This is a genomic window from Streptomyces sp. ISL-10 (genome assembly GCF_018614575.1).
Taxonomy (GTDB): Bacteria; Actinomycetota; Actinomycetes; order Streptomycetales; family Streptomycetaceae; genus Streptomyces.
Genome location: NZ_JAGGOJ010000013.1, coordinates 226,944 through 249,831 on the forward strand (window position 1 = coordinate 226,944; position 22,888 = coordinate 249,831).

21 protein-coding genes and 1 pseudogene are annotated in these 22,888 nt (G+C 72.4%); 11 read left to right on the forward strand and 11 right to left on the reverse strand.

The window, feature by feature from the left end:
* Positions 1–79: 79 nt before the first annotated feature.
* A complete protein-coding gene (locus J7E88_RS17665; RefSeq protein WP_215182081.1) occupies positions 80–868 on the forward strand; it encodes a phosphatase in 789 nt (262 codons plus the stop codon).
* A 78-nt stretch (positions 869–946) separates the two neighbouring features.
* Here J7E88_RS17665 and J7E88_RS17670 read toward each other — a convergent pair whose 3' ends face one another.
* Positions 947–1,240, reverse strand: a complete 294-nt coding sequence (locus tag J7E88_RS17670) for a hypothetical protein (protein WP_215182083.1) — start codon at positions 1,238–1,240, stop codon at positions 947–949.
* 173 nt (positions 1,241–1,413) lie between these two features.
* On the opposite strand from J7E88_RS17670, the gene J7E88_RS17675 reads away from it, so the two are divergent.
* The 3 genes from J7E88_RS17675 to J7E88_RS17685 all read left to right on the forward strand — a co-directional run bounded on the left by J7E88_RS17675 (position 1,414) and on the right by J7E88_RS17685 (position 3,444).
* Positions 1,414–2,079: a response regulator transcription factor gene (locus tag J7E88_RS17675; RefSeq protein WP_251022769.1), complete on the forward strand. Its 666-nt coding sequence runs from the start codon at positions 1,414–1,416 to the stop codon at positions 2,077–2,079.
* A 131-nt stretch (positions 2,080–2,210) separates the two neighbouring features.
* Positions 2,211–3,293 carry a sensor histidine kinase gene (locus J7E88_RS17680; RefSeq protein ID WP_215182085.1) on the forward strand — a complete coding sequence of 361 codons (1,083 nt, stop codon included), beginning with the start codon at positions 2,211–2,213 and terminating at the stop codon, positions 3,291–3,293.
* 7 nt (positions 3,294–3,300) lie between these two features.
* Positions 3,301–3,444: a hypothetical protein gene (locus tag J7E88_RS17685; RefSeq protein ID WP_215182087.1), complete on the forward strand. Its 144-nt coding sequence runs from the start codon at positions 3,301–3,303 to the stop codon at positions 3,442–3,444.
* Positions 3,445–3,452: 8 nt separating this feature from the next.
* Here the strand turns inward: J7E88_RS17685 and tesB are convergent, their stop codons facing one another.
* The 4 genes from tesB to J7E88_RS17705 all read right to left on the reverse strand — a co-directional run bounded on the left by tesB (position 3,453) and on the right by J7E88_RS17705 (position 7,707).
* Positions 3,453–4,313: an acyl-CoA thioesterase II gene (gene tesB / locus J7E88_RS17690; protein WP_215182089.1), complete on the reverse strand. Its 861-nt coding sequence runs from the start codon at positions 4,311–4,313 to the stop codon at positions 3,453–3,455.
* A 10-nt stretch (positions 4,314–4,323) separates the two neighbouring features.
* Positions 4,324–5,481, reverse strand: coding sequence for an acyl-CoA dehydrogenase family protein (locus J7E88_RS17695; RefSeq protein ID WP_215182091.1), 1,158 nt, complete (start codon positions 5,479–5,481; stop codon positions 4,324–4,326).
* Between the two features lie 176 nt (positions 5,482–5,657).
* Positions 5,658–6,137, reverse strand: coding sequence for a hypothetical protein (locus J7E88_RS17700; RefSeq protein WP_215182093.1), 480 nt, complete (start codon positions 6,135–6,137; stop codon positions 5,658–5,660).
* Between the two features lie 142 nt (positions 6,138–6,279).
* Positions 6,280–7,707: a PucR family transcriptional regulator gene (locus tag J7E88_RS17705; RefSeq protein WP_215182095.1), complete on the reverse strand. Its 1,428-nt coding sequence runs from the start codon at positions 7,705–7,707 to the stop codon at positions 6,280–6,282.
* A gap of 132 nt (positions 7,708–7,839) precedes the next feature.
* Between J7E88_RS17705 and J7E88_RS17710 the strand changes: the two genes are divergently transcribed.
* The 3 genes from J7E88_RS17710 to J7E88_RS17720 all read left to right on the forward strand — a co-directional run bounded on the left by J7E88_RS17710 (position 7,840) and on the right by J7E88_RS17720 (position 12,041).
* The gene (locus tag J7E88_RS17710) at positions 7,840–9,315 is read left to right on the forward strand and encodes a sodium:solute symporter (protein WP_215182097.1); all 1,476 of its coding nucleotides are present in this window, start codon (positions 7,840–7,842) and stop codon (positions 9,313–9,315) included.
* Positions 9,316–9,378: 63 nt separating this feature from the next.
* Entirely contained in the window at positions 9,379–10,362 is a 984-nt protein-coding gene (gene speB / locus J7E88_RS17715; RefSeq protein WP_215182099.1) for an agmatinase, read from the forward strand.
* Positions 10,359–12,041, forward strand: a complete 1,683-nt coding sequence (locus J7E88_RS17720; RefSeq protein ID WP_215182101.1) for a thiamine pyrophosphate-binding protein — start codon at positions 10,359–10,361, stop codon at positions 12,039–12,041. Before speB ends, J7E88_RS17720 begins: the two co-directional genes overlap by 4 nt.
* A gap of 103 nt (positions 12,042–12,144) precedes the next feature.
* Here the strand turns inward: J7E88_RS17720 and J7E88_RS17725 are convergent, their stop codons facing one another.
* From J7E88_RS17725 to J7E88_RS17740, 4 genes and pseudogenes are all read right to left on the reverse strand, one after another.
* Positions 12,145–12,546: a nuclear transport factor 2 family protein gene (locus tag J7E88_RS17725; protein ID WP_215182103.1), complete on the reverse strand. Its 402-nt coding sequence runs from the start codon at positions 12,544–12,546 to the stop codon at positions 12,145–12,147.
* Between the two features lie 231 nt (positions 12,547–12,777).
* Positions 12,778–13,074: pseudogene (locus J7E88_RS36795) on the reverse strand (histidine kinase); the annotation flags it as partial.
* Positions 13,075–13,124: 50 nt separating this feature from the next.
* The gene (locus tag J7E88_RS17735) at positions 13,125–13,616 is read right to left on the reverse strand and encodes a nuclear transport factor 2 family protein (protein ID WP_215182107.1); all 492 of its coding nucleotides are present in this window, start codon (positions 13,614–13,616) and stop codon (positions 13,125–13,127) included.
* Positions 13,617–13,650: 34 nt separating this feature from the next.
* On the reverse strand, positions 13,651–14,142 hold the full coding sequence (locus J7E88_RS17740) for an NUDIX hydrolase (protein ID WP_215182109.1): 492 nt from the start codon (positions 14,140–14,142) through the stop codon (positions 13,651–13,653).
* 145 nt (positions 14,143–14,287) lie between these two features.
* Here J7E88_RS17740 and J7E88_RS17745 point away from each other — a divergent pair, with 145 nt between their 5' ends.
* Together J7E88_RS17745 and J7E88_RS17750 are read left to right on the forward strand one after the other, a co-directional pair.
* Complete coding sequence (locus J7E88_RS17745) at positions 14,288–18,091, forward strand: ABC transporter ATP-binding protein (protein WP_215182111.1); 3,804 nt, start codon at positions 14,288–14,290, stop codon at positions 18,089–18,091.
* 26 nt (positions 18,092–18,117) lie between these two features.
* Positions 18,118–18,519: a hypothetical protein gene (locus J7E88_RS17750; RefSeq protein WP_215182113.1), complete on the forward strand. Its 402-nt coding sequence runs from the start codon at positions 18,118–18,120 to the stop codon at positions 18,517–18,519.
* On the opposite strand, the gene J7E88_RS17755 is transcribed toward J7E88_RS17750, so the two are convergent.
* Positions 18,516–18,926, reverse strand: coding sequence for a hypothetical protein (locus J7E88_RS17755; RefSeq protein ID WP_215182115.1), 411 nt, complete (start codon positions 18,924–18,926; stop codon positions 18,516–18,518). The genes J7E88_RS17750 and J7E88_RS17755 overlap by 4 nt on opposite strands.
* Positions 18,927–18,990: 64 nt before the next feature.
* Here J7E88_RS17755 and J7E88_RS17760 point away from each other — a divergent pair, with 64 nt between their 5' ends.
* Together J7E88_RS17760 and J7E88_RS17765 are read left to right on the forward strand one after the other, a co-directional pair.
* Positions 18,991–19,410 carry a hypothetical protein gene (locus J7E88_RS17760; RefSeq protein WP_308307527.1) on the forward strand — a complete coding sequence of 140 codons (420 nt, stop codon included), beginning with the start codon at positions 18,991–18,993 and terminating at the stop codon, positions 19,408–19,410.
* 113 nt (positions 19,411–19,523) lie between these two features.
* A complete protein-coding gene (locus tag J7E88_RS17765) occupies positions 19,524–20,951 on the forward strand; it encodes a S28 family serine protease (protein WP_215182117.1) in 1,428 nt (475 codons plus the stop codon).
* 57 nt (positions 20,952–21,008) lie between these two features.
* On the opposite strand, the gene J7E88_RS17770 is transcribed toward J7E88_RS17765, so the two are convergent.
* Positions 21,009–22,826, reverse strand: coding sequence for a glycoside hydrolase family 3 protein (locus tag J7E88_RS17770; protein ID WP_215182119.1), 1,818 nt, complete (start codon positions 22,824–22,826; stop codon positions 21,009–21,011).
* Between the last annotated feature and the right edge of the window lie 62 nt (positions 22,827–22,888).

The following is a 22,888-nucleotide window of genomic DNA, read 5'->3' on the forward strand; positions in this document are numbered from 1 at the left end:
TCCGAGAGTCCGCCTCGCCGCGCGTCCGTGGGGCGAGACGGTGGGTACCCTCCGCGCACACCACGGCACAATGGGGCCCATGCCGATACCCAGCCGCGCCGCTCTTGTCGACCATCTCGTCCGCTCACGTATCGCCGGAGACGTCGCCACCCCTCGCGACAACAATCTCTCCCACTACCGCAGACTCGCCAACGGTGACCGGCACTACTGGCTCGGTCTGGAGCTCGGCGACCGCTGGAGCGACGAGCAGGACGTGCTGGCGGTCATGGCAGAGCGGTGCGGTGTCAGCGACGACCCCGAGCACCGGCAGGGCCAGGACACCATCGACCCCGAGCTGACCGTCGACGCCCTGGAGCGCATGGCCGCCCGCCTGCGCAAGGCCGCCGACGCCCACGAGCGCGTGCTGTTCGCGACCGGTCACCCCGGCGGCCTGCTCGACGTCCACCGGCAGACCGCCGCCGCGCTGCGGGCCGCGGGCTGCGAGATCGTACGGATCCCGGGCGGGCTGATGGCCGACGAGGGCATGGTCTTCCAGTTCGCCGACGTCGCCATGCTGGAGCGCGGCGCGACCCTGTGGCACACCCACTCGCCGGCGCCGATGGCCGCGATCCTCGACGGTCTGGCGCGCGAGGGCCGGCCGCTGCCCGACCTGGTGGTGGCCGACCACGGCTGGGCGGGCTGCGCGGGCCAGCGCGGCATCGACGCCGTCGGCTACGCGGACTGCAACGACCCGGCCCTGTTCATCGCCGAGGCCGAGGGCACGCTCCAGGTGACGGTCCCGCTCGACGACCATGTGACCGACCCGCGGTTCTACGACCCGATGACGGCCTACCTGCTGGACGCGGCGGGGCTGGGGCCGGCGGACTGATCCGGCGGCGGGGCGGCGGGGTTGTGGGGTTGCGAGGCGGCGAAGCTGCGGGACCCAGGGCTTCAGGGCCCCGGGGTTTCAGTCACGCCACGTGCCGCGTACGACGCCGTAGGTGCCGCAGAGCAGCATCAGCGTCAGGGCGCCGCGCAGCGCGAGCCCGAGGCCGTGACGCACCCCCCCGGTGTGGCCGATCGACCAGTCGCGGGCGACGATCAGCAGCAGCACGCTGCCGACGATCAGCGCGCCACCGCCGACGGTCCACAGCGCCCGCGCGACGGGCGACGCCCTCGCCCAGGCGCCGGTCCCGGCCGCGTCGTGCGACGACGGGTCGTCGTACGACGGTTCCTCCTCGGCCGGGGGTGGCGCGCTCACTGCAATCCGTTCCCTTCGTGGGCCGACTCGGCGGCCCGACTCGGTGTCCGGGGCAGCGTGGGCCCGGGGGCTGGTCGACCCCCGGGGATCCGGGCGGTCGCTTGTGGCGTCCTAGGATCTGCAACCAGGCTCGCAGCAGCGGCCGCTGCATCGCTCAGACTCCAGGACGACCTTTGCCCTACGACTTGAGGCCGGTGCGTGTCCTCGTCGTCGACGACGAGGCGCTCGTACGCACCGCACTCCAGCAGGTTCTCGGCTCGGCCGGCGGCGTGACCGTCGTCGGGACCTGCGACGGTCCCGACGCCGTCGACGCCGTACGCGACCTCGCACCCGATCTCGTCCTGCTGGACATCGACATGCCCTCCGTGCCCGGCTTCGACGTGCTGCGCACGCTGAGGGGCCTGCCCCGGCCGCCGGCCGTCGCGATGCTCACCGCCCTCGACACGGCGGACCACGTGGAACGCGCCCTGCGCGAGGGCGCGGCCGGCTTCCTGCTCAAGACCACCGACCCGCGGGTCTTCGTCGAGGCGGTGCGCCTGCTCGCCGCGGGCGGCGTGGTCTGCACACCGCCCGGCAGCGCGGAGGCGCTCTCCCGGTACGCGGCCTCGGCCCCGGTGTCGCCGGTCCCGGACGGCGTCGAAACCCTCGACGACCTCACTGCCCGCGAACGGGACGTTCTCGCCCTGATCGCCGCCGGCCTGTCCAACGCCGACATCGCGGCCCATCTCGGTATGGGCGTGACGACGGTCAAGACCCACATCGGCGCACTGAAGCGGAAACTGGCGGTGGGCAGCCGGGTCGCGCTGGCGTCCGTGATGCACCGGTCGGCCGCGCGGTGAGAACCGGCCTGCCGATCCCGGGCCGCGGAGACAGGGGCGCCGGCCCGGGGGCCGCCCGTCCGCGCCTCGGCCGTCCGCGCGTCGGCCGTCCGCGCGTCGGCTGTCGGCTCGGCCGGCTGGGGGCCGCCCCGGTGGCCGTCGAGGGCGTGGTCGTGGCCGCCGCCCTCGCCGAAGCGCTGGCGACCCGTCACTGGCTCACCGGCTGGATGGTCTGGATCGCGCCGGCGGTGGCCGTGGCGCTTCCGCTGCGGCGGCGTTCCCCCCGCGCGTTCATGCTGCTCGCCCTGCCGACGCTGGCCACCGGTGTGCTGTGGATCCCGGCGATGGCCGCCCTGCACGCCGTCGCCGCGTCCGAACGGCGCCGCAGCGAGGTGGCCGCATCGGCGGGGGCGGTCGCCGTCGTGTCCTTCGTGCCGTGGCAGCACATGGACGACTACTCCTGGTCCCTGCCAGACGTCACGCTCGGCCTCCTGCTCTCGGGACTGCTGGCCGTCGCACCCGCCGCCCTCGGCCTGCTCGGCCGTGCCCGCGCCGAACTCGCCGGCCGCCTCGCCGAACTGGCCCTCTCCCGTGAGCGTGAGCGCCGGTACGCCGCCGAACAGGCCACGCTGCGGGAACGCGAACGGCTGGCCCGCGACGTTCACGACACCGCCGCCCACCACCTGAGTCTGATCAGCCTGCGCTGCAGCGGACTCGCCACGGCCGCCGACTCCGTCCGGTACCGGGAGGAGGCCGCCGCCCTCGGCGAACTCAGCCGCCGGGCCGCGGCCGACCTGCGCCGGGCCATCCGCCACGACGGCCCCGGCTTCGCACAGCTGCCGGAACTGCTCGATGCGGCACGCGACCTGGTGGACTCGGTGCACCTGGATCCCGGTGCCTGCCCTCCGGCGGTCCAGCACGCCGCCTACCGCATCGTCCAGGAGGGCCTCACCAACATCCGCCGCCATGCCCCCGGCGCACGGGCCAGGGTGACGGTGCGCCGCACCGGCCACTCCCTGCTCGTCCTGGTCCACAACGGCCCGCCGCCCGCCGCCCGCACAGTCCCCGACCCCGGCGGCCACGGCCTGACGGGCCTGCGCACCCGCGCGGCGGCGCTCGGCGGCACGTTCACGTCCGGCCCGAGCCCCGACGGCGGCTTCGCCCTCGCCGCGACGCTGCCGGTGCCGGCGGCGCTCGGTTTTGGAGCTGAGCCGCCCGTGCCGGGGCAGGAGTAGTCAACCGGTGACATCTCCTGCGTCGTGGAGCGTCGGCAGCACCCTGCCGACGCTGCCGCTGTTCGCCCGCCTCTCCACGCGAGGCGAGGCGTCGAGCTGGACGGTGACACCTCAATGGGTCACCTTCACAGCCCACGCCCCGGCGGCCTGAGCGCCCCGTCAGTGCGGGACGCGGACCACGCCCTCCTGGATGACGGAGATCGCCAGCCGCCCGTCCTGGGTCCAGATGCGGGCCTGGCCCAGGCCCCGGCCGCCGGACGCGGACGGGGACTCCTGGTCGTACAGCAGCCACTCGTCGGCGCGGAAGGGGCGGTGGAACCACATCGCGTGGTCCAGCGACGCGCCGACCACGTCGCCTACCGCCCAGCCGCCCCGCCCGTGCGCGAGCAGCACCGAGTCGAGCAGCGTCATGTCGGAGACGTACGTGGCGAGGCACACGTGGAGCAGGGGGTCGTCCGCGAGCTTGCCGTTCGTACGGAACCAGACCTGCGAGCGGGGCTCGCGCGGCTCGCCGACGCTGCCCCACGGGGGCGTGTCCGCGTACCGCAGGTCCACCGCGGCGCGTGCCTCGACCAGCCGCTGCGCGACCTTGGCCGGCAGGTGCCGCGGCAGCATCTCGGCCGCGGTCGGCAGCGACTCCGGGTCCGGCGCGGCGGGCATGTCCGCCTGGTGCTCCAGCCCTTCCTCGTGGACCTGGAAGGACGCCGACAGGTGGAAGATGGGCTGCCCGTGCTGGACGGCGACCACCCGGCGGGTCGTGAACGACCGGCCGTCGCGGATGCGGTCGACCGTGTAGACGATCGGCGCCCCCGGGTCGCCCATGCGCAGGAAGTACGAGTGCAGGGAGTGCGCCGTGCGGTCGGCCGGGACGGTGCGGCCCGCGGCGACGAGCGCCTGGGCCGCGACCTGTCCGCCGAAGACGCGCGGGACCAGGGCGGAACGGGAACTGCCCCGGAAGATGTTCTGCTCGATCTGCTCAAGGTCGAGCAGATCGAGCAGTTCGTCGAGCGCTTGGTTCACGTCAGGGAACCTACAGGCCCATCGACTTGGCGATGATGGACTTCATGACCTCGCTGGTGCCGCCGTAGATGCGGTTGACGCGGTTGTCGGCGTACAGGCGGGCGATCGGGTACTCGTTCATGTAGCCGTAGCCGCCGTGCAGCTGGAGGCAGCGGTCGATGACGCGGTGCGCGACCTCGGTGCAGAACAGCTTCGCGGATGCGGCCTCGGCGGGCGTGAGCTCGCCGGCGTCCAGGGCCTCCAGCGCGCGGTCGGCGACGGCCTCCGCGGCGTCCACCTCGGCCTGGCAGGCGGCCAGCTCGAACTTGGTGTTCTGGAAGGACGCGACGGGCTTGCCGAAGACGGTGCGGTCGTTCACGTACTCCTGGGCGAACCGGATGGCGGCCTTGGCCTGTGCGTACGCGCCGAACGCGATGCCCCAGCGCTCGGACGGCAGGTTCTGGCCGAGGTAGTAGAAGCCCTTGTTCTCCTCGCCGAGCAGGTCCTCGACCGGGACCTTGACGTCGACGAAGGCCAGCTCGGCGGTGTCGGAGGTGCGCAGGCCCAGCTTGTCCAGCTTGCGGCCGACCGAGTAGCCCTCGGACTTGGTGTCCACGGCGAACAGGGAGATGCCGAAGCGGCGGTCGTCCTCGCGCGGGGCGGAGGTGCGGGCGCAGACGATCACGCGGTCGGCGTGCACACCACCGGTGATGAAGGTCTTGGCGCCGTTGAGAACGTAGTGGGTGCCGTCCTCGGAGAGCTTGGCGGTGGTCTTCATGCCCGCGACGTCGGAGCCGGTGCCCGGCTCGGTCATCGCCAGCGCCCACATCTCCTCGCCGGTGACGAACTTCGTCAGGTAGCGCTTCTTCTGCTCGTCGGTGGCGAGCATCTTGATGTACGGCAGGGCGAGCAGCACGTGCACACCGGAGCCGCCGAAGATGACGCCCGCGCGCGAGGTCTCCTCGTAGAGCACGGCCTCGAACTTGTGCGTGTCCAGGCCCGCGCCGCCGAACTCCTCGGGGACGTTGATCCCGAAGATGCCCAGCTCGCCGAGCTTGTGGTAGAAGTCGCGCGGCGCCTGACCGGCAGCGAACCACTCGTCGTAGACGGGGACGACCTCGGCCTCGATGAAGGCGCGGATGGTGTCCCGGAACGCCTCGTGGTCCTCGTTGAAAACGGTACGGCGCACGGACGCCTCCTCGTGACAGTTTTGGGTACGCTGGATGTCTAAGCGCTTGCTCAGGGCTAAGTTACCCGGCGGTTGTTGAAACTGTCCAGAGTGATGCTGCGCACGCGGGGCCGCACACGCGGATGCCGCAACGGCCCCGTCGCACACGTCTCCTGCAGTCGGCGCGCGTCCGGCGGTCAGCCCGAAAGAGGTGAGGGGCCCGGCTGGGGGTCCTCGCTGTCGTAGGCGGAGAGTGCCGCCTGGCGGAAATCGAGCAGTTCGACCAGGTCCTGCGGGGTCAGGTGTTCCTGGGCCAGCTTCACCGTCGCCCGGCCCTCCGTCGCCGCCCATGCGTGCCGGGCGCGCTTGTTGGCCCTGCGGCGGGTGTCGCTGCGGAGGAAGCCCGCACCCGCCGCGAAACCGGCCGAGGCGAGGGCGAGCAGCGCCGCGGGGATGCGGGCGTCCGCGGTGGCCAGGCCCGCCGCTCCGGCCGTGCCGGCGAGGAGGGCCGCGGGGAAGCCGAGGGCGATGTCGGTCTTCGTCCAGAACTCCGCCCGGCGGTGGGCGAGTTCCTTCTGGCGTGTCGCTTCGTCGCGCAGGCGCATGATTTCGCCGCGCAGGCGGCGTGCGGGCTCGTTCGGGTCCAGCAGCACGGTTCCGTCATCGGGAGTGGCCATGCAGGAATTCCAACACACCGGATGGCGAAGGGAGTTGGGTTCGGTTCCACAGTCCTCGGGCAGGAGAGTCGTGGGCTTCCCACGGAACCCGTGTCGCCGAAGAGGCGTGGGTTCACCGCGAAACCGTGGGCCTGCCGTCACCTCACCCGTGCCGCAGCGCGAACCACAGCTCCATCCGGACGTCCACGTCGTCCAGGTCCTCCTCCAGCAGCCTCGCGGCGCGTTCGATGCGCTGGCGCACCGTGTTGCGGTGGATCTCCATCGCCGCCGCCGTGCGGTCCCAGCTGCCGTGCAGCGACAGCCAGGTGCGCAGCGTCTCGACGAGCGCGGGGGAGTCGGTCAGCGGCGCGAGGCGCAGGCGTGCCTCGTCGGGGGACAGGGGGGCCGTCTCCCGGTGCCGGACCAGGTCCCTGCGCGTCGCGACGGCGTGCCGTACGGCACGTGCGGCCTGGGTGTCGGCGGCGGGCAGGGCGGCCGGGTCGGACGGGGCGCTCACGCCGAGCGTCCAGCCGGGCTGGGCGGTGACCTCGCGGGCGGTGGGGAGCAGGATCCGGACGGAGCCGTCCGCGTCCGGGTCGACCAACGCGCTGCCGAGCGTCGCGCCGAGCGCCGTGGCGGCAAAGGGGGTGCCGTCGCCGCCGCGTGCGTGGATCACGGTCCAGGGGCCGGGGCCGAGGAGCGGGGCCGTGGCGGTGGGGCTCGCGCCGAGCAGTAGCCGTACGAGCGCGGCGCTGCGGCTGCCCGCGTCCGTGCCCTGCTGGGGAGCGGTGAGGAGGGAGAGCAGGACGACGGCGACCCCGGCGACGGTGTGGTCCCCGGCCTCCCTGGCGGGCGCGGCCAGGCCCAGGACCAGGCCCTCGCCGCCGCCGAGCGCGTATGCGGACAGGTGGCCGGCATCCACGAGGTCCGTCGCGGAGGCCGGAGCCGGGCGGTGGGAGGCGCCGGGGCTGACCACCCGTGCCAGGCGGGCCACCCCTGCCACCGCGTCCGGCGCCGGTTCGCGGCCCGCCGCGTACAGCCGGGCGCCGTCGGCGTCCAGCAGGACCGCCCAGCCCTCCAGTCGCACCGCCAGTTGGTGCAGCACCGCGGGGACCGGGTCGGGACGGGCGGCCGCCGAGGCCAGGCCCTGCTGCGCCTGCGTCACCCGGCGCAGCTCGCGGTGGCGTGCCTCTGCCATCAGCCGCCACACGGCCCGCGCGACGGCCGTGAACGTGGTGCGCTGCGGCACCTCCAGGAGGGGCAGTCCGCGCCGGTCGCACGCCTCGACCAGCTCGGCCGGAACCGTGTCGTACACGGGCGCGACCCCGAATCCGAGCGCCGCGGCCCCCGCCTCGACGATCCGCGCCACATACCGGTCGGCGTCCTTCAGCAGCACGCCCGCGCTCAGCAGCAGCTCGCCGCCCAGCAGATACGGATAGGGGTCGGCCATCTCGGAGGTGTGGACCATGTGGACGGCCGTGCCCTCGGCCGCGGGCGGGCCCGCGACCTGCCGCAGCCCCAGATCCGCGTCGGCGAGCAGCGAGGCGAGTGGGATCGGCGGGGTGGGCGGGGAAGTCGCGGGCTCGGGCATGGACAGTCCATCCACTGGAGGCGGAGAGGGTGGATAAAAAGTACACTTCTGCGCCTCTTTCCGGCCACCTACCGTCGACTCTCACAAGCGCGCACCAGGACCGTTCCGGGGGACGAGACGGAAGGAAAGCCGATGGCTGTCGACTACGCAGTGATCGTCGTCTATCTGGCCGGCATGCTCGGCATGGGCTGGTGGGGCATGCGCCGTGCCAAGTCCAAGAGCGAGTTCCTGGTCGCGGGCCGCCGCCTCGGCCCGTGGATGTACTCCGGGACCATGGCCGCCGTCGTCCTCGGTGGCGCGTCCACCATCGGCGGCGTCGGCCTCGGCTACAAGTACGGACTCTCGGGCGCCTGGATGGTCTTCACCATCGGACTCGGGCTGCTCGCACTGTCGGTCCTCTTCTCGGCGCGCATCGCCCGGCTGAAGGTCTACACCGTCTCCGAGATGCTCGACCTGCGCTACGGCGGCACGGCGGGCGTCATCTCCGGCGTCGTGATGTGGGCGTACACGCTGATGCTCGCCGTCACCTCGACCATCGCGTACGCCACGATCTTCGACGTGCTCTTCGACATCGACCGCGCCGCCTCGATCGTCCTCGGCGGCGCGATCGTCGTCGCCTACTCGACGCTCGGCGGCATGTGGTCGATCACCCTCACCGACATGGTGCAGTTCGTCGTCAAGACGATCGGTGTGCTGCTGCTCCTGCTGCCCATCGCGGTCGTCAAGGCGGGCGGCTTCAGCGAGATGAGGGCCGCGCTGCCCACCGACTACTTCGCCCCGCTCGGCATCGGCGGCGAGACGATCTTCACCTACGTCCTGATCTACACCTTCGGCATGCTGATCGGGCAGGACATCTGGCAGCGGGTGTTCACCGCGCGCAGCGACAAGGTCGCCCGCTGCGGCGGCACCGTCGCCGGCACGTACTGCCTGGTGTACGCCCTCGCCGGTGCCGTCATCGGTACGGCCGCCAAGGTCCTCTACCCCGATCTCGCCAACGCCGACGACGCCTTCGCCACCATCGTCAAGGACGAACTGCCCATGGGTGTGCGCGGCCTGGTGCTCGCGGCGGCCCTCGCCGCCGTCATGTCGACCTCGTCCGGCGCACTGATCGCCTGTGCCACCGTCGCCAACAACGACATCTGGTCGCGGCTGCGCGGGCTCGCGCACAAGGAACGCGCGCACGACGAGGTGAAGGGCAACCGCGCCTTCATCCTCCTCATGGGCATCGCCGTCATCTGCATCGCCATCGCGCTCAACAACGTCGTCGAAGCACTGACCGTGGCCTACAACCTGCTCGTCGGCGGCCTGCTCGTGCCCATCCTCGGTGGCCTGCTGTGGAAGCGTGGCACCGTGCAGGGCGCGCTCGCCTCCGTGGTCGTCGGCGGCCTCTCGGTCGTCGGCCTGATGGCGGTGTACGGCATCCTCGCCAACCAGCCCGTCTACTACGGCCTGCTCTCCTCGCTCGCCGCCTACGTGATCATCAGCCTGCTGACCCGCCCGACGGACGCCGCGGTGCTCGCGAACTGGCGCGAGCGGCTCGCGGGCCGCGGGGGAGATGAGGCGGAGGCGGGGACCCCGGCGTCCGTGCCCGCCACCGCCAACAGTTAAAGTCGTACAAACGCACCAAAAACATGTGGAAGCGCAATGGAGCGCGAGAAGGAAGGCATCCCTATGAGCAGCAACGAGCAGCCGCGCGGTCCGATCGACTCGTCCCGCATCCCGCGGTACGCCGGACCCGCCACGTTCGCCCGGCTGCCCCGGCTCGACGAGGTCGGCACCGCCGATGTCGCCGTCGTCGGCGTCCCCTTCGACTCCGGGGTCTCCTACCGACCCGGTGCGCGCTTCGGCGGCAACGCCATCCGTGAGGCGTCGAGGCTTCTGCGCCCTTACAACCCGGCGCAGGACGCCTCGCCCTTCGCGCTCGCCCAGGTCGCCGACGCCGGCGACATCGCGGCCAACCCGTTCAACATCAACGAGGCCGTCGAGACCGTCGAGGCCGCGGCCGACGACCTGCTCGGCACCGGCGCGCGGATGATGACGCTCGGTGGCGACCACACCATCGCCCTGCCGCTGCTGCGCGCCGTCGCCAAGAAGCACGGCCCCGTCGCCCTGCTCCACTTCGACGCGCACCTGGACACCTGGGACACGTACTTCGGCGCGGAGTACACGCACGGCACCCCGTTCCGCCGGGCCGTCGAGGAGGGCATCCTCGACACCGAGGCGCTGTCCCACGTCGGCACCCGCGGCCCCCTGTACGGCAAGCAGGACCTCACCGACGACGAGAAGATGGGCTTCGGCATCGTCACCTCCGCCGACATCTACCGCCGCGGCGCCGACGAGGTCGCCGACCAGCTGCGCCAGCGCATCGGCGACCGCCCGCTCTACATCTCCATCGACATCGACTGCCTCGACCCCGCGCACGCGCCCGGCACCGGCACCCCGGAGGCGGGCGGCATGACCTCCCGCGAGCTCCTGGAGATCCTGCGCGGCCTCGCCTCCTGCAACCTGGTCTCGGCGGACGTGGTGGAGGTGGCCCCGGCGTACGACCACGCCGAGATCACCGCCGTCGCCGCCTCGCACACGGCCTACGAGCTGACGACGATCATGTCCCGCCAGATCGCGGAGGCCAGGAACACGGAGGCCGGGATCAAGTGACCCACGACCACGACCTGGTGCTGCGGCCCACCGCCGCCCAGACCGAGGCCGCGCTGAACCCGCCCGCCGGGCGCAACGGCGGTGACCTCGTCGTCGAGACCCTCCAAGGACTCGGCGCGACCACCGTCTTCGGCCTGCCCGGCCAGCACGCGCTCGGCATGTTCGACGCGCTGCGCCGCTCGTCGCTGAACTACGTCGGGCTGCGCGTCGAGAACAACGCGGGCTTCGCCGCCGACGCCTACGGCCGCATCACCGGCGAGGCGGCACCGCTGCTGCTGTCCACCGGCCCCGGCGCCCTGATGTCGCTCGCCGCGCTCCAGGAGGCCGCCGCGGCGTCGGCGCCCGTGCTCGCGATCGGCAGCCAGGTCCCCACAGCCGGGCTCGGCGGCGGACGCCACGGCTACCTGCACGAACTGCGCGACCAGCAGGCGTCGTTCCGCGACATCGTCAAGTCCGTGCACACCGTGCGCACCGCCTCGCAGATCCCGTCGGCGATCGCGGCGGCGTGGGAGTCGGCTCTGACCGCGCCGCACGGACCGGTCTGGGTCGAGATCCCGCAGGACGTGCTGCTCGCCGAGACCACCCTGCCGGTCGTCACGGCGATGGACGCCACGCCCGAGGACGTCGTACCGCGTCCCGAACTGACCGCCGTGGCCGCGCACCTGCTGTCCACCGCCACCCGCCCGGTGATCGTCGCGGGCGGCGGAGTCGTACGCTCCGACGCGTCCGGCAAGCTGCGCGCGCTCGCCGAGAGGATCGACGCACCGGTCGTCACCACCTTCGGCGGCAAGGGCGCGTTCCCCTGGGAGCACCCGCTGTCCCTCCAGTCCTGGCTGGAGGACCGCCACACGACCGACTTCCTGGAGTCGGCCGACGTGCTGCTCGTCGTAGGCTCCGGCCTCGGCGAACTGTCGTCGAACTACCACACGTTCGCCCCGCGCGGCCGCGTGATCCAGATCGAGGCCGACCTCGGCAAGCTGGAGTCCAACCACGCCGGCCTCGGCATCCACGCGGACGCGCGCCTCGCGCTGTCCGCCCTGCTGGAGACGGTGGAGGAGCGTCGCGATCCGTCGGCCGCCGACGCCGTGCGCGAGGTCCTCGCCAAGGTCGGCGACCGGATCGCCGCCCAGGAACTGACCCTGGAGCAGCAGATCCTCGCCTACGTGCGCGAGGCACTGCCGGACGACTCGCCCAGCTTCTGGGACATGACGATCCTGGCGTACTGGGCCTGGTCCGCCTTCGACGCCCGCCGCCCGAACACGATGCACTCCGCCCAGGGCGCCGGCGGCCTCGGCTACGGCTTCCCGGCGGCGCTCGGCGCGGCGGCCGCCGACCCCACGCGTCCCGTCCTCGCCGTCTCGGGCGACGGCGGCGCGATGTACTCGATCGCGGAGCTCGCCACGGCCCGCCAGTACGACCTGCCGGTCACCTGGCTGATCGTGGACGACGGCGGTTACGGCATCCTGCGCGAGTACATGACGGACGCGTTCGGCAGGGCGACGGCGACGGAACTGGCGCGTCCGGACTTCGTGGCGCTCGCCGAGTCCTTCGGCGTGCCGGCGACCCGTACGACCCCGGGCACGCTGGCCGAGGACCTGGCCAAGGCCCTGGCCCAGCCGGGTCCCTCGGTCGTGGTGCTCCCGGCCCTGCTGCGGATGTTCGCGCCGACGCACCTCTGACCGACCCGCCCGCCGGCCCCGCCCCGGCGACCCGGTCCGCCGGCCCCGCCGCCCGACTCCCCCGGGGCGGCGGGGTCCGGCTCGTGGGGCAGGGGTCGGTCCGTCAGGTCGTGGCGGCGAACGAATGGTGCTCGTGCGCGACCACCCAGCGGCCCCGCTCCCTGCGGAGCCCCACGGTCAGCCGCAGCCGTGTCTTCGGGTGCTCGGCCAGCTCCTGCGGGGTGCCGCAGCGCAGCAGCGCGTGCGCGAAGGCGACGTCGTCGCCCGCGGTGACGTCGAGGGACAGAATCTCGAACGACGCGCCCTGCGTCGCCTGCCACCCGAAGAACGGCGGCCATGTCTCGCGATAGGCGTCGATGCCGCGGACGCCCTCGTGGGGCGCCGGCACGTCGAACATGACGATGTCGTCGGCGTGATCCACCAGCACGCCTTCCAGATCGCCCTGGTGGACGGCCCGGGCCCACTGCTCGATCAGGGTCCGGATCTGCTGTTCGTCGATGCCCATGGCACTGCTCCCCTCGACGGTCCCCGCAAATTGGACTCGGCCGCGCCGTGGAACTCATCGCTCACGCGCATCGCTCACGCGCATCGCTCACGCGCATCGCTCACGCGCATCGCTCACGCGCATCGCTCACGCGCATCGCTCACGCGCATCGCTCACGCCGGCGGGGCGGATCCGCCCCGTACGCCGCGACGACCGCCTGCGTCCGGTCCCGGACACCGGAATGGCCGACACCGCGCTCACCTGCGTCCTGACCGTCTCCGTGCCCACGACCAGCTGCGCGGCGATCTCCGCGTCCGCAGGGCCCCGCGCCAACAGCCGCAGCACCGCTGCCTCGCGATCCGTCAGGGCGGCCCGTTTCATCGCCGCCCGTGCCGCACCCGCCCGCACCACGGCCACGGTGAGCGCGTGCCCGATCGAGTCGTGCAGCTCACGGGTGGTGCGATTGCGTTCCAGCAGCTGCTCCGTGCGCTCCTCCCGGGCGGCGAGCCGCTCCGCGGCTGACGTCCCGAGGAATCGGCGGGCGATGGCTGGGCCGGCCCGCGATGGCTGGGCCCCCGGGAGGGTCCGGGCTGCCGTGGTCATCTCCGGGCGGCCGGCTCCGGCGCACCCGCCGGGGCCTCCGGCAGCCGCGGCGGCGTCCCCTGTGTCCACGCGATGCGCAGCGCCGTCGCCGAGATGCGCCAGCCCGCCGTCGTCCTGACCAGCTCCGTGTCGGTGCGGCCGGCGGAGACGAAGACCTCCTCGGAGCCGTCCGCCAGGACATGGGTGCTCAGCTGGGCGCCGCGGGCCGTGGCCCGGTCGCCGTCGATCTCGATCACGGGGCCGGCGCCCAGGTGCACGGTCCGGTCGAACAGGGCCATGGCGCGGCCGACCGTGGCCAGCACGGCGTCGCGGCCGTGGACCGTGCCGACGGGCATCTCGGCCGTGACGTCCTCGGTGTGGAAGGCGCGGGCCCACTCCTCGTCGATGACGCCCTCGTCGAGGGAGCGGAGGTAGCGGTCGAGGAGGTCGGTGATCTCGGCCCGGTCGGTCAGTGCGCGCAGCTCGCGCTGCATCTCGGTGATGTCCATGACCGAGAGCCTGGTACCTCGAGCGCGCCTGAGGTCAAGGGCGGGGCCGGAGGTCCGCCACGAAGCCGAGGTCCACCGGCCCGGCGTCCGTGCCGGCCTGCACGGACGTCAGCACGGACGGCAGCTGCGGCGGCCACAGGGCCTCGTGCGCGGTGGCCAGTTCGTCGGGGGTCCACCAGCGCCAGTGCAGGATCCTGTCGGCGGCCCGGGCGTCCGCCGCTTGGGAGGCCGGATCCCGGCGCGGCCCGTACGCCAGGTAGATGTGCTCGTGCTGGCGCACCGGGACGCCCGCCCGGGTGAAGTCGTGCTCCCAGGTGCACAGCAGCCGGCCCGGCTCCAGATCGGCCCAGCCCGTCTCCTCCCGCAGCTCCCGCAGCGCCCCGTGCCGGGGTGTCTCCTCGGGTTCCAGGCCGCCGCCGGGCATCGCCCAGTGCACGCCGACCTCCTCGTTGTCGTAGCGGAAGAGGAAGACCGATCCCTCGGGGTCGAGGACGGCCACCCGGGCCGCGCGGCGTGGTGTGCGCATCCCCGTATCCGATCACGGTCCTAGGACCTGCGACCGGTATTTGTTGCGTCGGGATGAAATCCGCTCCGGTCCGCGTTGGTGCCTTCCGGAAGATCAGATCAGCGGAGTCAACAGCGGAATCACGGCATTCGACGGGGAGGCCCACGTGGCGGCGGCTCGAAAAGAGGACGGCTGGGCGCGTCGGCTGGCCGGTTACGCCTGGCGTTACCGGCGCAACGTGGTGCTCGCTCTCGGCTCCTCCCTCGGCGGCATGGCCCTCATGGCGCTGGTGCCGCTCATCACCAAGGTCGTCATCGACGACGTCATCGGTGCGAAGACGCGCTCCCTCGCGGTGTGGACCGGTCTGCTGATCGCCGCCGCCGTCGCGGTGTACGTACTCACCTTCATCCGCCGCTACTACGGCGGCCGTCTCGCGCTCGACGTCCAGCACGACCTCCGCACCGACATGTACGGCACGATCACCCGGCTGGACGGGCGGCGCCAGGACGAGTTGTCGACCGGCCAGGTCGTCGGGCGGGCGACCAGCGACCTTCAGCTCATCCAGGGGCTGCTCTTCATGCTGCCGATGACCATCGGCAACTTCCTGCTGTTCGCGATCTCCCTGGCCATCATGGCCTGGCTGTCGATCCCGCTCACCCTGATCGCCCTCGCCGTCGCCCCCGCCCTGTGGATCATCGCCAAGCGCAGCCGCGTCCGGCTGCACCCCGCCACCTGGTACGCCCAGAGCCAGGCCGGCGCCGTCGCCGGAGTCGTCGACGGGGCCGTGTCGGGCGTGCGGGTCGTGAAGGGGTTCGGGCAGGAGGAGCAGGAGACCGGCAAGCTGCGCGAGGCCGGTCGCAGGCTGTTCGCCGGCAGGCTGCGCACCATCCGCCTGAACTCGCGGTACACGCCCGCCCTCCAGGCCGTTCCGGCGCTCGGGCAGGTGGCCATGCTCGCGCTCGGCGGCTGGCTGGCGACGAAGGGCGAGATCACACTCGGCACGTTCGTCGCCTTCTCCGCCTATCTCGCCCAGCTCGTCGGCCCGGTCCGCATGCTCGCCATGGTGCTCACCGTCGGACAGCAGGCACGGGCCGGCGTGGAGCGCGTGCTGGAGCTCATCGACACCGAGCCGAGCCTGCGCGAGGGCACGAAGGAACTCCCGGCGGACACAGAGGCGAGCGTCGAGTTCGACGACGTGAGCTTCGCCTATGCGGACGGCAGGCCGGTCCTGGACGGCTTCTCGCTGGAGATCCGCCCCGGTGAGACCGTCGCCGTCGTCGGCGCGTCCGGCAGCGGCAAGTCCACCGTGTCGCTCCTGCTGCCGCGCTTCTACGACGTCACGCGCGGCGCCGTCCTCGTCGGCGGACACGACGTGCGCGAGCTGACCTACGACTCGCTGCGGGCCGCCATCGGGCTCGTGCCAGAGGACAGCTTCCTGTTTTCCGACACCGTCCGCGCGAACATCGCGTACGGCAAGCCGGACGCCACCCAGGAGGAGATCGACCGGGCCGCCCGCGCTGCCATGGCCGACCGGTTCATCACCGATCTGCCCGACGGCTACGACACCAAGGTCGGCGAGCACGGACTGACCCTCTCCGGCGGTCAGCGCCAGCGCATCGCGCTGGCCCGCGCGATCCTCACCGACCCGCGCCTGCTCCTGCTCGACGACGCCACCTCCGCCGTCGACGCCCGCGTCGAGCACGAGATCCACGAAGCCCTCAAGCACGTGATGGCGGGCCGTACGACGCTGCTGATCGCGCACCGCCGCTCCACGCTCAACCTCGCCGACCGCATCGCGGTCCTGGACGGCGGCCGGCTGGCCGACATCGGCACGCACGAGGAGCTGCAACAGCGTTCCGCGCTCTACCGGCGGCTGCTGACCGACCCGGACGAGCTCGGCGGCGTCTCGCCCGGCCATGTGCTCCCGCAGTCCGCCCCCGGGCCCGAGGAGGACCGCACCGTACGGGACGAGCTGGACGCGGAGTTCGACGCCGAGCGCGGCATCACCCCACGGCTGTGGGTGCGCGATGAACGAGCCGAAGAGGCCAGAGAGGCCAAGGACGCCGCGGGCGCCACCCCCGAACTGCTCGCCCAGGTCGAGGCGCTGCCCCCGGCCACGGACAGACCCGACATCGACGAGGCACGGGCGGTGCGGCCCGAACCGGCCGACGCCCGCTCCGGGGAGGGGGGCCGGCTCCGCGGCCTCCTGCGCGGTTTCGGCCGGCCCCTGCTGGTCAGCCTGCTGCTCGTCGCCGTCGACGCGGGCATGGGCCTGCTCCTGCCCGTGCTGATCCGGCACGGCATCGACGAGGGTGTCGTACAGGTCTCGCTCGGTGCCGTGTGGGCGGCGTCCCTCCTCGCGCTCGGCACCGTCGTCGTGCAGTGGGCCGCCCAGACGGGCGAGATCCGCATGACCGGCCGCACCGGCGAGCGGGTCCTGTACGCCCTGCGTCTGAAGATCTTCGCGCAGCTCCAGCGGCTCGGCCTGGATTACTACGAGCGTGAGCTGACCGGCCGGATCATGACCCGGATGACCACCGATGTGGACGCCCTGTCGACGTTCCTCCAGACGGGACTGGTCACCGCGTTCGTCTCGGTGGTCACCTTCTTCGGCATCATGGTCGCGCTCGTCGTCATCGACGTGCAGCTGGCACTGGTCGTCTTCGCCACTTTGCCGGTCCTGATCGTCGGCACGTACTTCTTCCGCCGGAAGAGCGTGAAGGCGTACGAGCTGGCCCGCGAGCGCATCAGTGTCGTCAACGCCGACCTCCAGGAGTCCGTGTCCGGGCTGCGGATCTTGCAGGCGTTCCGGCGGGAGCGCGACGGCGTGGCGGACTTCACGGCCCGCAGCGACAGCTACCGCCAGGCCCGTGTCCGCGGCCAGTGGCTGATCTCCGTCTACTTCCCCTTCGTCCAGCTGCTGGCCTCCGTGGCGGCCGCGGCCGTGCTGATCGTCGGCGGCGGCCGGGTGGACGCGGGGACCTTCACCACGGGTGCGCTGGTCGCCTACCTGCTCTACATCGACCTGTTCTTCGCGCCCGTCCAGCAGCTCTCCCAGGTCTTCGACGGCTACCAGCAGGCCACCGTGTCGCTCGGACGGGTGCAGGAGCTGCTCCGCGAGCCCACCTCGACAGCGGCCGCGCGGCAGCCGCGCGAGGTGCGCGAACTGCGCGGCGACATCGCCTTCGAGAACGTGTCCTTCTCGTACGGGGACCAGGAGGAGGCGCTCACCGGCATCGACCTGCGCATCCCGGCCGGGCAGACCGTCGCCTTCGTCGGCGAGACCGGCGCGGGCAAGTCCACGCTGGTCAAACTGGTGGCCCGGTTCTACGACCCGACCGACGGCCGCATCACCGTCACTCTCAAGGGCTCCCCCCACGAAGGGGGGCCCGCCCGGGCCGACGGTTCTCGGGGAGGCGTGGACCTGCGCGAGCTGGACCTGACCGGTTACCGGCACCGGCTCGGCGTCGTCCCCCAGGAGGCGTACCTCTTCTCCGGCACGGTCCGCGACGCCATCGCCTACGGCCGCCCCGGCGCGAGCGACGCCGAGGTGGAGGCCGCGGCCCGGGCCGTCGGCGCGCACGACATGATCGCCACTCTCGACGGCGGCTACCTTCACGAGGTCTCCGAGCGCGGGCGCAACCTCTCGGCCGGACAGCGCCAGCTGATCGCCCTCGCCCGTGCCGAGCTCGTCGACCCCGATGTGCTGCTGCTCGACGAGGCGACCGCCGCCCTGGACCTGGCGACCGAGGCGCAGGTCAACCAGGCCACCGACCGGTTGACCGGCCGGCGCACCACGCTGGTGGTCGCGCACCGGCTCACCACCGCGGCCCGCGCCGACCGTGTCGTGGTGATGGACCACGGACGGGTCGCCGAGGACGGCACCCATGACGAACTCCTGGCGCGCGACGGCCACTACGCCGCCCTGTGGCGCACGTTCATAGGGGAGGACGAGCCCGCGACGGTGTGACGGGAGGGTGCGGGGCACGTACAACCTTGTCGTACACCAATGCGGGCCCGGGCTGGGTGCTGGTCGAGCAGGGCGCCCCCACGTACCAGGTGGAGGTGACACTGCCCGCCGGCACGAGGCCGGTGCACGTCCCCGCGCCGTGCGACCCCACCGAGAAGGCGGGGCGCTACAGGTGCGCCCACGGGGGCTGGGTGACCGCGGGCTTCAAGGCAGACCTCACGTTCACCCTGAAGGTCGACAAGCTGGTGCCCGGGGCCAGGGGCACGGTGGCGTTGACGGGTGAGCCGCGGCCGTTCGACAAAAACGCCGCGAATGACACGGCCGAGATCGTCGTCGAGGCGGCGGACGGGACGTCGGGCGGCGGATCGGCCACGGGCGGATCGGCCACGGGCGGCAGTGGCGCCAACGGCGGCAACGGCGGCTCCTAGTCGGGCGGCTCCGCGACGGGCGGCGCGGGCGGTTCCTCCACGGGCGGCAGCACCGGCTCGACCTCGGAGGGCGGTTCCACCTCGTCGACGGGCGGCAGCACCGGCTCGACCTCGGAGGGCGGTTCCACCTCGTCGACGGGCGGCAGCACCGGCTCGACCTCGGAGGGCGGTTCCACCTCGTCGACGGGCGGCAGCACCGGATCGGCCACGACCGGCGGCAACCTGGCCTCCACCGGCTCCGGTTCGGCCCTGCCCGTCGCGGTCGGCGCGGCAGCGGCTGTGGTCGCGGGCGTCGTCGGCGCGATGCGCCGCCGCGCGGCCCGCACGCAGTAGTCCGCGCGAGGCCCGACGCGGAGGTCCGCGCGGTCGCCGACGCGGCCAACCGCGCGGGGCCCGACCCGGCGCATCGCAACCAATCCAGCCGTGTGTGCGTCGTACGCCTGTACGTAGCAGTGGCAGTGGGGAGCGGACGTGGTCGATCGGGTGGGGAACGGGAACAAGCATGCACGCCGGGCCGCCCGGGCACTGGCCCGTGCGCTCGCTGTGCTGACGGCCGCGTCCGCCCTGGCGCTGGCGGGCCCCGGCCTGGAGCGCGCGGAGGCGGCGGCGCCGTGCGCCGGGCGGCTGGCGAAGTCCGTCTCCTTCGCCACCGGGGAGCTGAGGGTCTACCAGAGCGGGCAGCAGGTCTGCGCCGTCACCCTCGCGAGGAGCCCCGGCCCCCGGCGGTCCATGTCCGTCTCGCTCCAGGTGCGCGGCCGCCATCCGGAGACGGACAGCGGGCGGTTCACCCGCCAGGCGGGTCCGGTCACCGTGCAGCCGCGTGGCCGCTGTGTGAAGGCCACCGGTTCGGTCTCCGGCACTTCCCGCTCGACCGGCTGGATCCTGTGCTGAGCGCTCCTGCGAAAGCTGACGCGTAGCCAACTGGGGGTGGCGGGCCTGCCTTTGGCCCGGCTAGGTTCACCGCGACCGTTTGATCTCAAGGGGAGATCTTCAGGGGAGGGTGAATGTACAAGGCGCTCAGATGGCTGCTGTCGCTCGTGGTGCTCATAGGCACCGTGAGCGCGGCCGGAGCGACGGCCGGGGCGGCAACCGCCGCCGAGCCGACGGCCGGCACGGACATCAAGGACCGGGTCCTGGCGATTCCGGGTATGAGTCTCATCGAGGAGAAGCCGTACCCGGGTTACCGGTTCTTCGTCCTCAACTACACACAGCCGGTCGACCACCGGCGCCCCGACAAGGGCACCTTCAAGCAGCGGATCACCCTGCTGCACAAGGACACCAGCCGCCCCACCGTCTTCTTCACCTCCGGCTACAACGTGTCCACCACGCCGCGCCGCAGTGAGCCGACGACCATCATCGACGGAAACCAGGTCTCCCTGGAGTACCGCTTCTTCACGCCGTCGCGGCCCGCTCCCGCGGACTGGTCGAAGCTGGACATCTGGCAGGCCGCCAGCGACCAGCACCGGGTCTTCGCCGAGCTGAAGAAGATCTACACCAAGAAGTGGCTCTCCACCGGCGGCTCCAAGGGCGGCATGACCGCCACGTACTACGAGCGCCACTACCCGCGCGACATGGACGGTGTCGTCGCCTACGTCGCGCCCAACGACGTGGTCAACAAAGAGGACAGCGCGTACGACCGCTTCTTCGAGAACGTCGGCACCAAGGAGTGCCGCGACAGGCTGAACGCGGTGCAGCGCGAGGCCCTGGTGCGCCGTGAGCCGCTGGAGGGCATGTACGAGACGTACGCGGCGGACAACAAGCTCACGTTCGACACCGTCGGCGGCCTGGACCGCGCCTTCGAGGCCGTCGTCCTCGACTACGTGTGGGCGTTCTGGCAGTACAGCCTGCTCGCCGACTGCGACACGATCCCGGCCGCGGCCACCGCCACGGACCAGCAGATCTGGGACAGCATCGACTCGATCTCGGGCTTCGCCGCCTACGCGGACCAGGGGCTTTCGACCTACACGCCGTACTACTACCAGGCGGGCACCGAGCTCGGTTCGCCCGACATCGAGCAGCCGCACCTGGACGGCCTGAGCCGCTACGGCTACCAGCCGCCGCGGAACTTCGTGCCGCGGGACATCCCGATGCGGTTCAAGCCGTGGGTGATGAAGGACGTCGACCGCTGGGTGCGTCACCACGCCCACCGGATGATGTTCGTCAACGGCCAGAACGACCCGTGGAGCGCGGAGCCGTTCCGTCTCGGCAGCGGCGCGCGTGACAGCTATGTGTACACCGCGCCGGGCGCCAACCACGGTGCGAGCGTTGCCCGTCTCGCCGCCGACGAGAAGGCGAAGGCCACCGCCACCATCCTGAAGTGGGCGGGCGTCGCCCCGGCCGCCGTCCAGGAGGACCCGGCGAAGGCGAGGCCGCTCGCCAAGGCGGACGCCGAGCTCGACAAGCGGGACATGGAGCGGACGCTTCGTCCGTGACCTGAGCCCGCCCCTGGGGCTGTGTCCGCGGTACGGCGGACACAGCCCCTTCGCGCGTCAGCCGTACGACAGCCCGTGCCCGATAGGGAACAGCACCCGCGCCGGGTCGTCGGCGCGCTGCACCGGGACCGGCAGCCTGCCCCGCGGTTCGGCCGCGCCGGCGATCACCCGGGCGGCGGCGCGCAGTTCGACGTCGGTCCACGAGTAGCTCGCGAGCGCCGCCTGCACCCCGCTCAGCCGGGCGATGTCGTACGGATTGCGGATGGCGAGCGCGACGACCGGCACCCCCGTGGCGACCAGCCGGTCCACGAGCGTGCGCTGCGAACTGGTCGCCGACACGTTGTACGTGCCCACGACGACGACGTCCTTGCCCTGGGCTGCAGCCACCGCCTCGGCGATCCTCGCGTTGCTGGGGGCCGTGCCGGTGGACAGCACGCTCGTGACGAAACCCAGCTCGGTGAGGGCTCTCCCCAGCACGGACGTCGGTGGGCCCGTCGTGCCGCTGGGGGAGGCCGGGTCGGCGCCGACGACCAGCACGTTCGGGGTGCTGCGGCGGCTGAGCGGCAGCAGCCCGTCGGGATTGGTCAGCAGGGTGGTGGTGCCCTCGGCGATCCGGTCGGCGGCGGTCAGGTGCGGACCGGTGCCGACCGTGCGGTCCACGCCCGGGTGGGAGACGAACGGATCGCGGAACAGCCCGAGTTTCTCCTTCAGCAGCAGAATCCGCAGGATCGATTCCTCGATGCGGGTGACGCTGAGTTCACCGCTCCTGACCGCGCTCAGCACCCCGTGCCAGGCGACCGCCAGGTCCGGCGGGTTGAGCAGCTGGTCCACACCGGCGAGCAGGGCGAGCACCGGCACCCGGTGGTCGCCGTACTTGTCCCGTACGCCCTGCATGTTGAGCGCGTCCGTGACCACGACGCCGTCGTAGCCGAGCTCCTCGCGCAGGATGCCGGTGAGGATCGGACGGGAGAGCGTGGCCGGGTCGTTGCTCGGGTCCAGTGCGGGGAACTGGATGTGCGCCGTCATGATCGAGTCGATCCCGGCGTCGATCGCCGCCCGGAAGGGCGGCGCGTCGATCCGCTCCCACTCCTCGCGGGTGTGGGTGATGACCGGGATGCCAGTGTGGCTGTCGACCGTGGTGTCCCCGTGGCCGGGGAAGTGCTTGGACGTCGCCGCGATGCCCGCCGCCTGGTAGCCCGTGACCTGGGCCGCGACCATACGGGCGACGGCGGCCGGGGCGGCGCCGAAGGACCGTACGCCGATGACCGGGTTGGCCGGATTCACGTTCACGTCGGCGACGGGCGCGTAGTTCTGCACGATGCCCATCGCGGCGAGTTCGGCGCCCGCGATGTGCGCGGCGGTGCGGGCCGCGGAGCGTGAGCCGCCCGCCCCGAGCGCCATCGCGCCCGGCATGAGCGTGGCCGGCCTGCCGACGCGGGCCACGATGCCGTGCTCCTGGTCCGTGGAGATCAGCAGCGGCACGGGCGTGGGCTGGGCTAGGCCGGCACGCTGGATCCCGTTGGACAGGTCAGCGATCTGGTGCGGCTCACGGGTGTTGTGCGCCCAGGCGAAGTAGATGATGCCGCCGACGTGGTACGCGGCGACGAGTTCGGCGGCCGTGCGGACGCCGATCTCCTTGAGGTTGGCGTCGATGTCGGCCTGGTCGGGCGCGGTGGCGGAGTGCCCGTAGACCCGCATCACGAAGAGCTGGCCGACCTTCTCCTCCAGGCTCATCCGGGAGATGAGGCGCTTGAGGCGGTCGCGGGTGCCGGCGGCAGTGGATGACGCGGCGGCGGGCGATGTGGTGGCGACCGCCCCGGCGGCGACGGCGGTCGCGGTGAGAAGGGTGCGTCTGGAGAGGCTCCGGTTGTGCACTGGTGCTCCTTCCGGCCTTGCAGAGCAGGGGAGTTGCACAAGGGGGGTTGAAGGAAACTGCC

What these genes read in the sequence shown, in the direction of transcription:
- J7E88_RS17665 (WP_215182081.1), top strand. Translation starts at nt 80, where the DNA reads ATGCCGATACCCAGCCGCGCCGCTCTTGTCGACCATCTCGTCCGCTCA.
- J7E88_RS17700 (WP_215182093.1), bottom strand. Translation starts at nt 6,137, where the DNA reads ATGGCCACTCCCGATGACGGAACCGTGCTGCTGGACCCGAACGAGCCC.
- J7E88_RS17705 (WP_215182095.1), bottom strand. Translation starts at nt 7,707, where the DNA reads ATGCCCGAGCCCGCGACTTCCCCGCCCACCCCGCCGATCCCACTCGCC.
- J7E88_RS17710 (WP_215182097.1), top strand. Translation starts at nt 7,840, where the DNA reads ATGGCTGTCGACTACGCAGTGATCGTCGTCTATCTGGCCGGCATGCTC.
- speB (WP_215182099.1), top strand. Translation starts at nt 9,379, where the DNA reads ATGAGCAGCAACGAGCAGCCGCGCGGTCCGATCGACTCGTCCCGCATC.
- J7E88_RS17725 (WP_215182103.1), bottom strand. Translation starts at nt 12,546, where the DNA reads ATGGGCATCGACGAACAGCAGATCCGGACCCTGATCGAGCAGTGGGCC.
- J7E88_RS17735 (WP_215182107.1), bottom strand. Translation starts at nt 13,616, where the DNA reads ATGGACATCACCGAGATGCAGCGCGAGCTGCGCGCACTGACCGACCGG.
- J7E88_RS17740 (WP_215182109.1), bottom strand. Translation starts at nt 14,142, where the DNA reads ATGCGCACACCACGCCGCGCGGCCCGGGTGGCCGTCCTCGACCCCGAG.
- J7E88_RS17755 (WP_215182115.1), bottom strand. Translation starts at nt 18,926, where the DNA reads ATGCGCCGGGTCGGGCCCCGCGCGGTTGGCCGCGTCGGCGACCGCGCG.
- J7E88_RS17765 (WP_215182117.1), top strand. Translation starts at nt 19,524, where the DNA reads ATGTACAAGGCGCTCAGATGGCTGCTGTCGCTCGTGGTGCTCATAGGC.